At 57.5% G+C, this 13370-nt stretch carries 10 protein-coding genes and 1 other RNA gene; 3 read left to right on the top strand and 8 right to left on the bottom strand.

Features of this window, described 5'->3' with window-relative positions:
- Positions 1-70: 70 nt before the first annotated feature.
- On the bottom strand, positions 71-913 hold the full coding sequence (locus tag AC07OF_RS19435; RefSeq protein ID WP_495073350.1) for a hypothetical protein: 843 nt from the start codon (positions 911-913) through the stop codon (positions 71-73).
- A gap of 362 nt (positions 914-1275) precedes the next feature.
- On the opposite strand from AC07OF_RS19435, the gene AC07OF_RS19430 reads away from it, so the two are divergent.
- Entirely contained in the window at positions 1276-1983 is a 708-nt protein-coding gene (locus AC07OF_RS19430) for a hypothetical protein (protein ID WP_495073349.1), read from the top strand.
- 97 nt (positions 1984-2080) lie between these two features.
- Positions 2081-2959, top strand: coding sequence for a helix-turn-helix domain-containing protein (locus AC07OF_RS19425; RefSeq protein WP_495073348.1), 879 nt, complete (start codon positions 2081-2083; stop codon positions 2957-2959).
- Between the two features lie 643 nt (positions 2960-3602).
- On the opposite strand, the gene AC07OF_RS19420 is transcribed toward AC07OF_RS19425, so the two are convergent.
- Entirely contained in the window at positions 3603-3788 is a 186-nt protein-coding gene (locus AC07OF_RS19420; RefSeq protein ID WP_495073347.1) for a hypothetical protein, read from the bottom strand.
- Positions 3789-3902: 114 nt separating this feature from the next.
- On the opposite strand from AC07OF_RS19420, the gene AC07OF_RS19415 reads away from it, so the two are divergent.
- On the top strand, positions 3903-4151 hold the full coding sequence (locus AC07OF_RS19415; RefSeq protein WP_495073346.1) for a helix-turn-helix domain-containing protein: 249 nt from the start codon (positions 3903-3905) through the stop codon (positions 4149-4151).
- Between the two features lie 247 nt (positions 4152-4398).
- On the opposite strand, the gene AC07OF_RS19410 is transcribed toward AC07OF_RS19415, so the two are convergent.
- From AC07OF_RS19410 to smc, 6 genes are all read right to left on the bottom strand, one after another.
- Complete coding sequence (locus AC07OF_RS19410) at positions 4399-4770, bottom strand: Rap1a/Tai family immunity protein (RefSeq protein WP_495073345.1); 372 nt, start codon at positions 4768-4770, stop codon at positions 4399-4401.
- A gap of 53 nt (positions 4771-4823) precedes the next feature.
- The gene (locus AC07OF_RS19405) at positions 4824-5630 is read right to left on the bottom strand and encodes a hypothetical protein (protein WP_495073344.1); all 807 of its coding nucleotides are present in this window, start codon (positions 5628-5630) and stop codon (positions 4824-4826) included.
- 456 nt (positions 5631-6086) lie between these two features.
- Positions 6087-6183, bottom strand: an RNA gene (ffs, locus tag AC07OF_RS19400) — signal recognition particle sRNA small type.
- A 122-nt stretch (positions 6184-6305) separates the two neighbouring features.
- A complete protein-coding gene (gene ligA / locus AC07OF_RS19395) occupies positions 6306-8660 on the bottom strand; it encodes an NAD-dependent DNA ligase LigA (protein WP_495073343.1) in 2355 nt (784 codons plus the stop codon).
- Between the two features lie 139 nt (positions 8661-8799).
- On the bottom strand, positions 8800-9675 hold the full coding sequence (zipA, locus tag AC07OF_RS19390) for a cell division protein ZipA (RefSeq protein ID WP_157193425.1): 876 nt from the start codon (positions 9673-9675) through the stop codon (positions 8800-8802).
- Positions 9676-9879: 204 nt separating this feature from the next.
- Positions 9880-13368 carry a chromosome segregation protein SMC gene (gene smc, locus AC07OF_RS19385; RefSeq protein ID WP_495073342.1) on the bottom strand — a complete coding sequence of 1163 codons (3489 nt, stop codon included), beginning with the start codon at positions 13366-13368 and terminating at the stop codon, positions 9880-9882.
- Between the last annotated feature and the right edge of the window lie 2 nt (positions 13369-13370).

Here is a 13370-nt window from a genome sequence, read left to right as displayed (position 1 = left end):
TAGTGCCAGACGATCGGTATCGTGCTGTCTACAATTAACCAACCGGCAGAAACCCGGCATGACCGCTTCATCACTTCTTGTTGTGAACCTTATTCAAAGCATCGTAGGGAGCTTGATTCAGCCAGTACTCTCGCCCTGCACCAGTCAACGCGTACTCTTCCTGATCCGAGCGAGCAGATACAAGCGCTACCAAGCCTTGCTCAACTAGAGCGCTGAGGCAGTGCGTGGTGGAGATTACAGATTGCCCACTAAATTCTTTGATATTGCTGAGCGTCAACTCGCATTCTGCGTCTACCATCATGCAGAACAAGTTGAAAGTATCCATTTCTACGGAGGTTAGACTGACTGGTGCACGAGGCGGCATCGAGAGTTTCGCATTCGCAGCATCCAGCTCTGCACCGAGAGCAGCCAGCTTTCCGTTCGCATCGAAGTACATCCAAGTCATAAGCCCCAAGGCGACCAGCACGCAGAGCAGCAGGATTACAAGTTCCCACATCTGCACGGGAACCGGCTGATCTAACCAACTCACCGCACTCCGTAGCCAATTCTGCACCCTGTCAATTGCAGGGCTCAAGATCGACAGGTTCAACTGTTCCTCACCCCACTTCGCGAACGGCGCCAACACCACCGTACCCACAATCGCCACTAAGCCCCTGACCGCCCATTTAAATATGGATGTCCTGCCCTGCTGCATTTCTATGCCCCGAAGCCATCTGATATCGCCAGATATTACCTTGGAATAAGGCATGGTTGATGCAGCGGTATCCGTGTCCCGCTCCGCCCAGTATTTCCGGGAGGGATTGACCATCCGAGCTAAGCAGGTCGCTTCTCCCCCGCTGGAAACTGGATTACTCAAAATGGCACAGTGCTGAAGGGCTTTGGCATGATTGATGTTGCGACTTCCAGCGAGCATATTCCAATGCTAGATGCAACAATTACTTGACGAGCGGAGCGTAAGTATGCAATGATGCACATCTGCTTCAGTAAAGCAGACAGACAACTTAGAAGCCTCTACGCGACCATGGTGCGAATAAATCGTCCAGAAATTGCAGGAGGCTTTTTAGTGCCCAAGTTTTGGCTGACCACCATCTGACGGTCAATGCAGATCATGAGAACTCCCCATGACATACGCAATAGCAGCAACACCAACCTTGAGGTCAACGACATCGAATAGCTGAGTTCCTACTCCTCCGTAGCGAGAAGAATGACGAGCCCGATGCCGACCTTGAGTCGGTTTTTTATTGCCCATTTTTCAACTGAACGGAGGAAACAACAATGCTTCAACACAGCTTCAACGACATCACTCGGACCATCTTCGTAGCACCTTGCGTGGCTGGAATCCGCCTTGACCGGACCCTTGGCGAAGAATTGCCACTTTTCGGCCCACCGCTCGATAAGTCTTTGACCTATGGCGTTGGCTACAACAGTGGAAGCCGACGCAAAGCCATGGGTATGCCCTTCTTCAAGACTGGTAAGGGAACACCACACAAAACTTGGTCCAACATGATGCGGCGAGCTTATGGCCCCAAGAAGGCCGCTGCCTATGAAGATTGCAGCGTCTGTAGAAAGTGGCATGACTATCAGGAGTTCGCCACGTGGTACTCCATGCAACCCTACGCCTTCAAGACTGATGCCGAGCTGGACAAAGACATTCTGGATTCGCTGAACATCGTCTATTCGCCTGAGCATTGCTCGGTGGTTCCAAAACTGATCAATCAGATTTTCAGGAACACCCGGAGCCGTCGCGGGAAACTTCCCATTGGAGTGTCGGTCGCTTCCGGTGGAATCGGATTCGTATCGGTGCTTTCGATGTATGGGAAGCCCGTTGTATTGGGGACGTTCCTTGACATCACCGAAGCATTCAGGACGTATCAGGCTGCACACCATGAGTACTGCATTGAACTTGCAGAGAAGTACACAGCCAAGATCGATCTTCGTGTAATTGAGCGTCTTCGCACCTGCTCCCGTCATATCCGGGACTGATTTTCGCACCAAGCAGCACCGCAGGTTAACGTCTGCGGCAACCACTACTAATGAGGCACACGCCTATGAAATGAACTTGAATACAGGAGAACAATCCATGTCGCACCCGCTCGTCTCGAATTCGCCCAGTACCACTGAATCCCACCCCTCTACCAAGCTTCTCTCTCCAGCAGAGCTGGAAGCATTGAACGCACGAATTTCAGCCAACGCTGATAAGTGGCTGACAGTCAATGCACCGAAAGCCAAGAGCAAGGCCGAACGCAAGCCCAAGAGCAATCGGGGAGCAAAGCCCAAGATGTTTGAGAATCCTTTCTATGGATTTATCGGCTGCACAACGTATTGGGGGCGCTACCCAGCATTTGCGATGGACATCATCGAAGGGATCGCTCGACTTGACTGGCATGATCGTCCAACGGGGATCGACGGTAAGTCCATGCCACTGTCAGTCCGCAGTCTTGTCATGATTCTGGAAAGCCTCCCAGCCATTACCAACGCGTTGGTAGAGGAGTTGCTTCAACTGAGAGAGCGACATGCCCGGCGTTACGTCAAGGCGATCGAGTTGATCATTCCATGGATGATGAAGAGCCGCCCTCAATCCCTCTTCAACGAGATGGAAGGAATCGAACCTGAACCGACAGCCTGCGAGTGGGAGGACTATGATGATTTACCCAAACCAAGTGCCGAAGAGCTGGCCAAGCTGCACTACGACCTTCGCACTTTGACTGAGTTCAAGACGGCGGAGGAGTACGAAGCGGAATACCCGACACCTCCAGCTCCCGCTAATATCGTAGCCTTACCAGTGCGTCCTGAGCATCAGAATCGGCACCAGCACCCCAAGAAGCAGGAGGTATTGAGAATGCTGACACAAGGTATGGCGGTTAAGACCATTGAGCGAGAAACCCGCGTAGCAGCGAAGACCATCCGGAAATGGCGTAATGAAATGCAGACTGTGCAAAGCGAGTTGCAGGCCGCGTAAGCGGCTTCACTCGGCAGGGGGGACTAATTCGGCCGCATGTATCATAGAAGCACTTCAATGCGGAGCATTGGGCGGAACACCCTTTCATGCGAGGCATGAGTCAGTACAGTTGTCGTATCGCCCCGATACCGGATCAGTACACCATCCAATTCAATAGCATCAGCACACACCAAAAGCTCTTCGCTTTTGACCCTGATGTACGTGATATGCGGAGCATGGCGGGTATTCTATGTAAGCGACGCTTACGGGTTGATTCAACCAAGATGGAGGGGATGAATGATATAAAATATCATCCCCTAGCCTTGAAGGCTGAACGCCTTGACGTACAACCAGCCAAGCGAAGCTTGTACAGGGATACCATCGTTAGCTGTCGCTAACCACCGTGCACCTACAATTAAGATCAAAGGCAAGAGCTGGATTGGTGTTGATTCTTTATTGGGCACTGTTTGACCGGCAGGTCAGCGGTGATCTGCCTTGCATGAAGCAATTGAAAGCTGTCCGATTTCGGTGCGAACGACCAGCGGAGCTGATCAGGGTATCCAGCTCAAAGCTCCGCTTTCAACGTGCAACGACCATCACAGGCCGTACTAGAAGATCACACTAGTGAACGGACCAAGACTCATGTCGTTCCGGTTCATCTCGATTACGATTTTCGTTGCAGAATCTGCCTGATCTGCTTGTCGATCTTCCTGTTGTGCCAGTCATTAGCACGCATGGTTATACCCCAGACGAACAGCCATACCCCACAGGTAGGAACGCACATTAGCAGGTGCAGAATGTGGTTGGTGGTCTTCTTCTGACTGGTGAGGTAGTAGAGCTGATCGTTCATGAATTGTCCGTAATGTACAGGTGCGAGGTACTTGCACAAGCAAGAATATCCGAAATTCAGATATCCGAAAAGCAGATATAGGTTGGAGAGCTACCATTACCCGGCTAGTTCACCATGACAAAGACGATCTATCGACCTGAACAAACAGTCCTCTTGAGCCTGCTCAGGAAGCACAGAAAGGCGGCGGGCTTGACCCAAGTCGATTGCTCAAAGGAGCTGAGACGACCTCAGTCATTCATGAGTGACGTGGAGAACGGAACACGCCGATTGGACATCGTACAGCTCCGCGACCTATGCAAGGTTCTGGGAATCAGCCTTGTCGAACTGGTGCAAGAGCTTGAGGAAGGCATACTGGAGCTCTAACCTGCTCCGATACCGGATTCGTATTCTTCGATGATTCAGCATCCACGACTCTCATCACCTGCTGGCAGTGTTCTAGCAAGGCATTTCCATCGGCCAATGCCCCAGTGCTCACCAATGATCCGGTTAAGGCGATAGCTCCGATCCATGCGTTCATTCTGAATTCCTTGAGAGTGGCACCGGAATGATACGCCTTTGATGACTCATTGCCCCCCCCCCAACACCCACTGGGATCGGAGTTTGGTGGCAGTCACTCGCACAGGTAAGCTTCTTGGATGGCGAACATAGCTAGCATGGTGTCATCGATGTTCGCCATCTCAGTCTCTTGAAGATACTTCACAACAATCCGCACTGCTTCGCCGTTCGTGATCGGCTTGGTAGGGAAGCAAGTTTGATGCTCCTTGGAGAGCTTATTATTTAGGGTGTACATCGTTCTCAAGACACCTTCCACCGTGCCAAGGCATTGCCCCATAGGGAATGTGGCTGCCCTCCCCTGATCTCCGCGCTCCATGTAACTGATCAGCTCATTGCATTGGGCGAGCAAGCCTACCGCTTCTTTGCTCTGTGCCTGTTCGCCGCTGAAGAGGGCAGCCACAGCGATACCAGCGATAGCCGCTCTCATGGGCTTACCCTTTAGATGGGGTAGGTTTGTGGTTCTCGTGTCGTTCCAGTAGTTCAGCTGACCACATCATCACTTCGCTCCAACTCCTTAGGAATCTTCGCCACAAACCATCTGAAGCTATGCAACTGCCCACAGCTGACGCAAGTCTTCACTTCATCATGCTCAATAGTTTCGAGAGCCATTCGCTGCCCACACTCAAGACAGGGCACCGAACGAAGCTCTCGCCGATCAATGTCGAAGCTATCATCATCGTGCAGCGTGATGACGTGTCGGGCCTGACAATTGTCTTGATAGCACTCGACCTCAGCCTGCGCTTTAATTTGAGCTTCACTGACGTACATGTCAGCCCTACATAGGCTGCAAGGGTACGCTTGGATCGAGTTCATAGACATTACGGTGCTCGCACTTGCCACTCGCTCGATCTCTTGCAATACGGGGAGAATCGTTTCCACAGTGATCTCAGGCGGGCTGCCTGCTTCCGCGAGGGCTGTCATGTGCAGAAATTTGCCCAATTTGTTGTACTGCTTAGAGAGGGTCTTAGCAGTGAACATTTTATAATCACCGATGCGTAACCACTCGCCCGACGGCTTCCCCTCTACCGTATCCAGACACATGCTGATGACGGCATCCCGATCTGCACGGGGTTCAAAGCTTAGGAGTAACTTCATGGCTTTCGGTGGCTGCCATGTACGATATATGGAGCGCGGCAGAGCAGGCCCCACCTGACTCAGCTTCTTGTACACAATCATCTCGATACAGAATCGTAGCTCTAGGCAAGCGTGACGCAACGAGCTTTCGTCTCCCGCCTCGATGAATGCTCTTGCTCTGTTGAGCTGATCTTCTACACCGTAAATGCTCATGGCCTTCCGCTTGCTTAGACTAGGACGTCGCAAGCATACCTACCGGAGCTGTACACCACTAGCCTTCATGGCTAGCTTGCGACCAACCAGAATCGCTCGCTGTCATCATATCCAGCAGCACCCGTGGCACTCGGACCGCTGATAGATCGAGCAAGCATCCTGCCGTTCATTAAGGAAGGATTGATGGCACTGGCCAGGAAGGTAACTTCAAGACGCGCAGACAGTCATCTTGCAGTGCGGGAGCGCTTTGCCGACAAAAGAGCGTTTGGCCGCTCTGCCACAATCAGACGGAGCACACTCGCAGCATACTGGAGATGAAGTGCTTGGAATAACCGACAGAGGCGAGCTAGCATACCGCTCGTGGCGCACCACTTAGGTGTACCTACACACTGGTCCACTTCGAGATTTTTGAGCGAGAAATCCTTGTAGAACCAAGGACTTAGAGATAGGTGGCGACCCCACCAGCCACACCCCGGCACTCGATGTTCCCGCCATGGCTGCTCCCTTCCGGGCCTGACCAGGTTAACGGGTAATCAATGCGGGGGGACCGATGGGGTCACCATAACGCAGCTCATCTGGCGACGAGCCGCGCCATTGTACCGGCATCAAGTGAAGATACAACCTCTAATTCAAAAAAAACCATCAGCACTCAATGACTTGGCGGTGTTCCTGGGCTTAGATGGCAATGCCATGCTCACCCATAAAGGTCACAAAGGCATCTTCATCCAGCACCTTGAGCCCCAGTTCGTTGGCCTTGGCCAGCTTGGAACCGGCCCCCGGCCCGGCCACCACGCAATGGGTCTTGGCCGACACCGAGCCCGCGACCTTGGCGCCGAGGCTTTCCAGCTTGTCTTTGGCGATATCGCGACTCATGCGCTCCAGGGAGCCGGTCAGCACCCAGGTCTGACCGGTCAGCGGCAAACCGGCGGCGACTTTTTTCTCGCTCGACCAGTGCATGCCGAACTCACGCAGCTGCGCCTCAATGGCCAGGGCCAGCGCGGCATTGGCCGGATCCTGGAAGTAACTGCGTACCGCATCGGCCTGCTTGGCCGCCAGGGCCTGGCGCAGATCGATGCCGTCGGCGGCGATGATCTTTTCCAGGCTGTCGAGTTTGGCCACCAGCTTTTCCGCCCCCGTCGGCCCCACCGAGGGAATATCCAGCTTGGCGATCAAGCCGGCCAGGGTGGTGCTGGCCGCGAACTCGGCGCCCAGATCGCCCTCGTCCTGCAACTGCAGCCCACGCTCTAGCAGCTGACTGATAACGGTGCGGTTGTGCTCATCTTCAAAGAAGCTATGGATCTCGTGAGCCACCTCCAGGCCGATGTCCGGCAGGTAGGTCAGCACCTGCGGCAATGCCGCCATGACCCGCTGCAACGAGCCCAGGGAGCGCGCCAGGACCTTGGCCGTCTCCTCACCCACATCGGGAATGCCCAGGGCGTAGATGAAGCGTGCAAGGCCCGGCTGCTTGCTGGCAGCAATGGCCGCCAGCAGGTTCTTGCTCGACAGTTCGGCAAAGCCTTCCAGGTCGACAACCTGCTCGAACGTCAGTTGATAGAGGTCGGCCGGCGAACGGATCAGGCCTTCATCCACCAGTTGCTCGACGCTCTTTTCGCCGAGCCCTTCGATGTCCATGGCGCGCCGCGAGACGTAATGAATGATCGCCTGCTTGAGTTGCGCAGCGCAGGCCAGACGACCGACGCAGCGGTACACCGCGCCCTCACTGACGGTTTCCTTGCCCTTGCTGCGCTTGATCAACTGCGTGCGCTCTACCTGTGAGCCACAGACCGGGCACTGTGTGGGGATGTGCACCGGCCGGGCATCATCAGGACGACGCTCGGTCACCACCTGCATCACCTGCGGGATGACATCGCCAGCCCGGCGAATGATCACCGTATCGCCGATCATCAGCCCCAGGCGCGCCACTTCGTCCATGTTGTGCAACGTGGCATTGGACACGGTCACTCCAGCCACCTTCACCGGCTTGAGCCGGGCCACCGGGGTGACCGCGCCGGTACGTCCGACCTGGAATTCGACGTCCAGCACTTCGGTCAGTTCTTCCATGGCCGGGAACTTGTGGGCAATGGCCCAGCGCGGTTCGCGGGCACGAAAGCCCAGTTCGCGCTGGGAAGCCAGGCTGTTGACCTTGAACACCACGCCATCGATCTCGTAAGGCAGGTCATTGCGGCGCGCGCCGATATCGCGGTAGTACTCCAGGCACTCGGTAACGCCCGCTGCATGGCGCAGTTCGCGGCTGATCGGCATGCCCCAGGCCTTGAGCTGTTCCAGGGTGCCGATATGGGTGTCGGCCAGTGGCGCCGAGACCTGGCCCAGACCATAGCAGCAGAACTCCAGCGGGCGGCTGGCGGTGATCTTCGAATCCAGCTGACGCAGGCTGCCCGCCGCGGCGTTGCGCGGGTTGGCGAAGGTCTTGCCGCCCGCTTCGATCTGCGCCTGGTTCAGACGTTCGAAGCCGGCCTTGGACATGTACACCTCACCGCGCACTTCGAGCACGGCTGGCCAACCCTCACCTTGCAGCTTCAGGGGAATGTTGCGCACGGTACGCACGTTGACGCTGATGTCTTCGCCGGTGGTGCCGTCGCCACGGGTGGCGCCCTGCACCAGTTGCCCGTCGCGGTACAGCAAGCTGACGGCCAGACCATCGAGCTTGGGCTCGCAGCTGTAATCCACCGCCACGCCGTCACCGAACAGATCGCCTGCTGGCAGGTCCAGGCCTTCGACCACGCGCCGGTCGAACTCGCGCAGGTCGTTTTCCTCGAAGGCGTTACCCAGGCTCAGCATCGGCACTTCGTGACGCACCTGACTGAAAGCCGACAAGGCCGCACCGCCGACACGCTGGGTCGGCGAATCAGCGGTCACCAGCTCCGGATGCTCGGCTTCCAGCGCTTTGAGTTCGTTGAACACACGGTCGTATTCGGCGTCCGGAACGCTGGGCTCGTCGAGCACGTAGTAGCGATAGTTGTGCTGGTCGAGTTCGGCACGCAGTTCGAGGATTCGGGATTCGGCGGTCATTTTCGTATTCTCTTGCAAAGCAAAAGAGCAGCCTGGGCTGCTCTTGCGTGTTCGGGGTCGGCTTTGAGGGCCTCATCGCGGGGCAAGCCCGCTCCCACAGGGAGGCTGTTTGTGGGAGCGGGCTTGCCCCGCGATGCTGTTAGCGTTTCTGGGTCAGGGCACGGCGCTCGAACTCGACGATGCGCTGACGGTAATGCTCGATGGTCTGGGCAGTCATTACGCTGCGCTGGTCGTCCTTGAGCTCACCGTTGAGTTCATGAGCCAGCTTGCGCGCAGCAGCAACCATGACATCAAAGGCCTGCTTGGGATGACGCGGCCCCGGCAAGCCCAGGAAGAAGCTCACCGCACGGGTGCTGAAGTGATCGATATCGTCCAGGTCGAACACGCCCGGCTTGACCGCGTTGGCCATCGAAAACAGCACTTCGCCATTACCGGCCATGCTTTCGTGACGGTGGAAAATATCCATTTCGCCGAAACGCAAACCGCTTTCGAGAATGTTCTGCAGCAAGGCCGGGCCCTTGAAGCCGCCTTCGTCACGGGAAATCACGCTGATCACCAGGACTTCTTCAACCGGCGGCAGGTCACGGGTTTCGGTGCTGGCAAAGGCATTGCCGTTATTACGGCTTTCATCCGGGTAATCGTCGTCAGCATTGGCAAACAGGTCCGGCTCACGCTCACGCGGCTCAGCCGCCAGGTTCAGGTCGCCCTGCTGCGGTTCGCTACCACGCTTGCGTTTGGACGCCTTTGGCTTGCTGCTATTGTCACGCTCGCGCGCAGCACTCATGGACGGCAGGTCGTGCTCGTCCAGCTCAGGTTCCTTGTGGGTGTCCAATACCCGCGGCGGGCCGATCAATTCGGGGCTGTTATCGTCATCAGGGGCATTGGAGAAGCTGCGATCCAGACGAAACTTCAGCTTGCCCTTGCCGCCGCGCATACGACGCCAGCCGTCAAAAAGAATACCGGCAATGACAATGATGCCGATGACGATCAGCCACTCGCGCAGACCGATTTCCATGTAATCCTGTGCCTCTGTAAAAAATGCTGAAAAATAAAGGGTTTAAACCCCTTTAAAACGTGGCGCCAACTCTATGTTCTGACAGGCGTTTTTACCCACGCAAAAAATAAGTGACATTAAGCTAGCACGACCAAAGATAACTTTACACCGTCTGTCGCAACTGACAGGGCCATTTAGCGCAGGTTCACGCTTTATCGCCTCAAGTCAGGCGTCGACCATGGCCATCGCCTCCTCCACATCGACCGCAACCAGACGCGAGCAACCCGGTTCATGCATGGTAACCCCCATCAACTGATCGGCCATCTCCATGGCGATCTTGTTGTGAGTGATATAGATGAACTGCACTGTCTGACTCATCTCCTTGACCAGCCGGGCGTAGCGTCCGACGTTGGCATCGTCCAGTGGCGCATCGACTTCATCGAGCATGCAGAACGGTGCCGGGTTCAGTTTGAAAATGGCAAATACCAGGGCCAGGGCGGTCAGCGCTTTCTCCCCGCCCGAGAGCAGGTGAATGGTGCTGTTCTTCTTGCCCGGTGGCCGCGCCATGATCGTTACCCCTGTATCGAGTAAATCTTCGCCCGTCAGTTCCAGGTAAGCACTGCCACCACCGAAAACTTTTGGGAAAAGTGCCTGTAATCCGGCATTTATCTGATCAAAGGTATCTTTGAAGCGGTTGCGGGTTTCCTTGTCGATCTTGCGAATGACGTTTTCCAGGGTATCCAGGGCTTCGACCAGGTCGGCATCCTGAGCATCCAGATAACGCTTGCGCTCTGACTGCTGCTGATACTCGTCGATGGCCGCCAGGTTGATCGCGCCCAGGCGCTGGATACGGGCGTCGATGCGTTCCAGCTCCTGCTCGGCTTCTTGCTCGCTGGCCGCCTCGCTGAGGGTGCCAAGGACCCCTTGCAGGTCGTAGCCGTCGGCGTGCAACTGCTCCTGAAGCGTCTTGCGCCGTACGCTCAGCCCTTGCCATTCCAGGCGGTGCTGCTCCAGCTGGCCACGCAGCAATTGCGCTTGCTGCTCTGCCTGGGTCCGGCGTTTCTCCGCGTCACGCAGCTCGCGGTCAGCCTCATCCATGTGCAGGCGGGCCTGGCGCATTTCGTCATCGACGCTCATGCGCTTTTCCAGCAGCTCTTCGAGTTTCAGGCGCAGCTCTTCCAGCGGTGCTTCACCCTCTTCCAGGTTGAGGCTCAGCTGTTCACGCTTCTCCGTCAGACGCTCCGACTGCAGCTCCAGACGCTCAAGGGCCTGACGGGTGGAATCGTGCTGGGCGCGCAACGAGCCCAGGCGCACGGCCAGTTGATGAGCGTGATCCTTGTGCTGACGAGCTTCCTGGCGCACCCGGTCGAGACGCTCACGCAAGCTGTCGCGCTGGGCCAGAAGCAGTTCGCGCTGTTCGGTGTCCTGGGCCATCAGATCGAGGGCCTCCTGCAGTTGCAGGCGCGACTCACCGAGATTCTCGCTTTCGAGGGCGCGTTGCTCCAGCAGTTCGGCCAGCTCTTCCTCCAGACGCCGACGGCGCAAGCTCAATTGCTCGGCGCGCGCCTTGCCGGCCGACAACCGAGCGTTGAGTTCACTCTGCTGGCGGGCCTCGTCCTGGGCGCGACGACGCAATTGTTCGCGGCGCTCCTCAAGGTCCTGCTGCTGCTCGCGCTGCTCCTGTAACCGGGCTTCAAGCAATTCGAGCGCGGCCTCCAGCTCCTGGTGCTCAAGCCCCAGGCGCTCCAGTTCCTGGCCACGGGCCAGCAGCCCACCTTGAGCATCGCTGGCGCGATTGACCCGCAGAAAATGCCGCCCGACCCAGTAGCCATCACGGCTGACCAGACTCTGGCCGTCATTCAAGCGGCTGCGCTGGGCCAGCGCCTGCTCAAGGCTTTCCACCGGCAAAACCTGCCCCAACCAGGGCGCCAGATCGACCCGGCCTTCAACCTTGTCGAGCAAGCTGCCCGGAATGCGCGCACTTTCGGTCGTTGAATCAAGCAAACGCAGATCGCCCTGACTGAATGCTGCCAGATCAAGGCTACTGAAATCATCCACCAGCACGGCCTGCAAATCGGCGCCCAGCACGGTTTCCACCGCCAGCTCCCACCCCGGTTCGACCCGCAGGCCCTCAGCCAGACGCGGACGCTGCTCCAGGCCCTGCTCGCGCAACCATTGCGCGGTGCCAGTGCCCGGGTCCAGCGCGGCCTGCTGCAAGGCCTCGAGCGACGCCAGGCGGCCACCCAGGCGCTGCAACTCGCCCTGGCTCTGTTGCTGTGCCTGGACGGCCTGCTGCAATTGCTCGCGCAGGGTTTCCAGTTGCTCGACCACCTGTTGTTCCTGCAGTTGAATCTCTTCAAGCACCAGCTCGCTGCTGGCCACTTGCTCACCCAACTCCAGAATCGCGGCATCTTCAGGGTCGGCGCTGAGCTGGTCGCGCTCTTCAGCCAACTTGCGCTGGCGCTCGAACAGACGCTCCAGCGCCTGTTCGAGCTGCTGAATACGCGCCTGCTGCACTTCGGCCTGGCGACGTGGTTCGGCCGAACGGGTGTTGAAGGTGTCCCACTGTTCCTGCCAGCCGTGCATGGTGCCTTCGGCTTCTTCCAGGGTGGCCGCCGACTCTTCGGCAGCGGCCAGGGTCATTTCCTGCTCAGGCTCGAGCATTGCCAGCTCTTCGCCGAGGGTCGCCAGCAAGGTGCGGTCATGCCCCAGGTGCGACTCGGTCTCCAGGCGCGAGCGCTCGGCTTCCTTGAAGTCGTCCTGGAGCTGGCGCAGACGCTGCTGGCCATGCTGGATGCTTTGCTCGACCCGGGCGATATCGCCGCCGACCGAGTAGAAGCGCCCCTGCACCTGCCCAAAGCGCTCGGAGAGTTCATGATGGCCATCACGCAGACGCTCGATACTGGCATCGGCATTGCGCTGCTCGGCCACCAAGGCCTCAAAGGCCACTTCCTGGTCACCGATCACCACTTCGCGCTGACTGACCTGCTGATCCAGCGCCTGCCAGCGCAAGGCCGCCAGCTGCGCCTTGAGCTGGCGTTCCTCGGCCTTGTACTCCTTGTACTTCTCGGCGGCCTGAGCCTGGCGATGCAAGCGTTCGAGCTGGCGCTCCAGCTCTTCGCGCAGGTCGGTCAGGCGCTCAAGGTTTTCATGGGTGCGGCGGATGCGATTCTCGGTCTCGCGCCGACGCTCCTTGTACTTGGAGATCCCGGCCGCTTCTTCGATGAAGTTGCGCAGGTCTTCCGGCTTGGCCTCGATCAGCTTGGAGATCATCCCCTGCTCGATGATCGAGTAGCTGCGCGGGCCCAGGCCAGTACCGAGGAAGATGTCGGTGATATCACGGCGCCGGCACTTGGTACCGTTGAGGTAATAGGTGTTCTGCCCGTCGCGGGTAACTTTACGGCGGATGGAGATTTCCGCGTAGGCGGCGTATTCACCGACCAGGGTGCTGTCGGAGTTATCGAACACCAGTTCGATACTGGCCTGGCTCACCGGTTTGCGGCTGGTCGAGCCGTTGAAGATGACGTCGGTCATCGACTCGCCACGCAGGTTTTTCGCCGAGCTTTCGCCCATCACCCAGCGCACCGCATCGATGATGTTGGACTTGCCGCAGCCATTGGGCCCGACCACTGCCGCCATGTTGCTGGGGAAGTTGACCGTGGTCGGGTCGACGAACGACTTGAACCCGGCCAGGCGAATGCACTTTAGGCGCATGC

This window comes from Pseudomonas sp. GW821-FHT10B02 (assembly GCF_059415665.1).
Note: the sequence above shows the minus strand (reverse complement) of the source record. Positions and strands in the feature narration are given on the sequence as shown.

What these genes read in the sequence shown, in the direction of transcription:
- AC07OF_RS19435 (WP_495073350.1), bottom strand. Translation starts at nt 913, where the DNA reads ATGCTCGCTGGAAGTCGCAACATCAATCATGCCAAAGCCCTTCAGCAC.
- AC07OF_RS19430 (WP_495073349.1), top strand. Translation starts at nt 1,276, where the DNA reads ATGCTTCAACACAGCTTCAACGACATCACTCGGACCATCTTCGTAGCA.
- AC07OF_RS19425 (WP_495073348.1), top strand. Translation starts at nt 2,081, where the DNA reads ATGTCGCACCCGCTCGTCTCGAATTCGCCCAGTACCACTGAATCCCAC.
- AC07OF_RS19420 (WP_495073347.1), bottom strand. Translation starts at nt 3,788, where the DNA reads ATGAACGATCAGCTCTACTACCTCACCAGTCAGAAGAAGACCACCAAC.
- AC07OF_RS19415 (WP_495073346.1), top strand. Translation starts at nt 3,903, where the DNA reads ATGACAAAGACGATCTATCGACCTGAACAAACAGTCCTCTTGAGCCTG.
- AC07OF_RS19410 (WP_495073345.1), bottom strand. Translation starts at nt 4,770, where the DNA reads ATGAGAGCGGCTATCGCTGGTATCGCTGTGGCTGCCCTCTTCAGCGGC.
- AC07OF_RS19405 (WP_495073344.1), bottom strand. Translation starts at nt 5,630, where the DNA reads ATGAGCATTTACGGTGTAGAAGATCAGCTCAACAGAGCAAGAGCATTC.
- ligA (WP_495073343.1), bottom strand. Translation starts at nt 8,660, where the DNA reads ATGACCGCCGAATCCCGAATCCTCGAACTGCGTGCCGAACTCGACCAG.
- zipA (WP_157193425.1), bottom strand. Translation starts at nt 9,675, where the DNA reads ATGGAAATCGGTCTGCGCGAGTGGCTGATCGTCATCGGCATCATTGTC.
- smc (WP_495073342.1), bottom strand. Translation starts at nt 13,368, where the DNA reads ATGCGCCTAAAGTGCATTCGCCTGGCCGGGTTCAAGTCGTTCGTCGAC.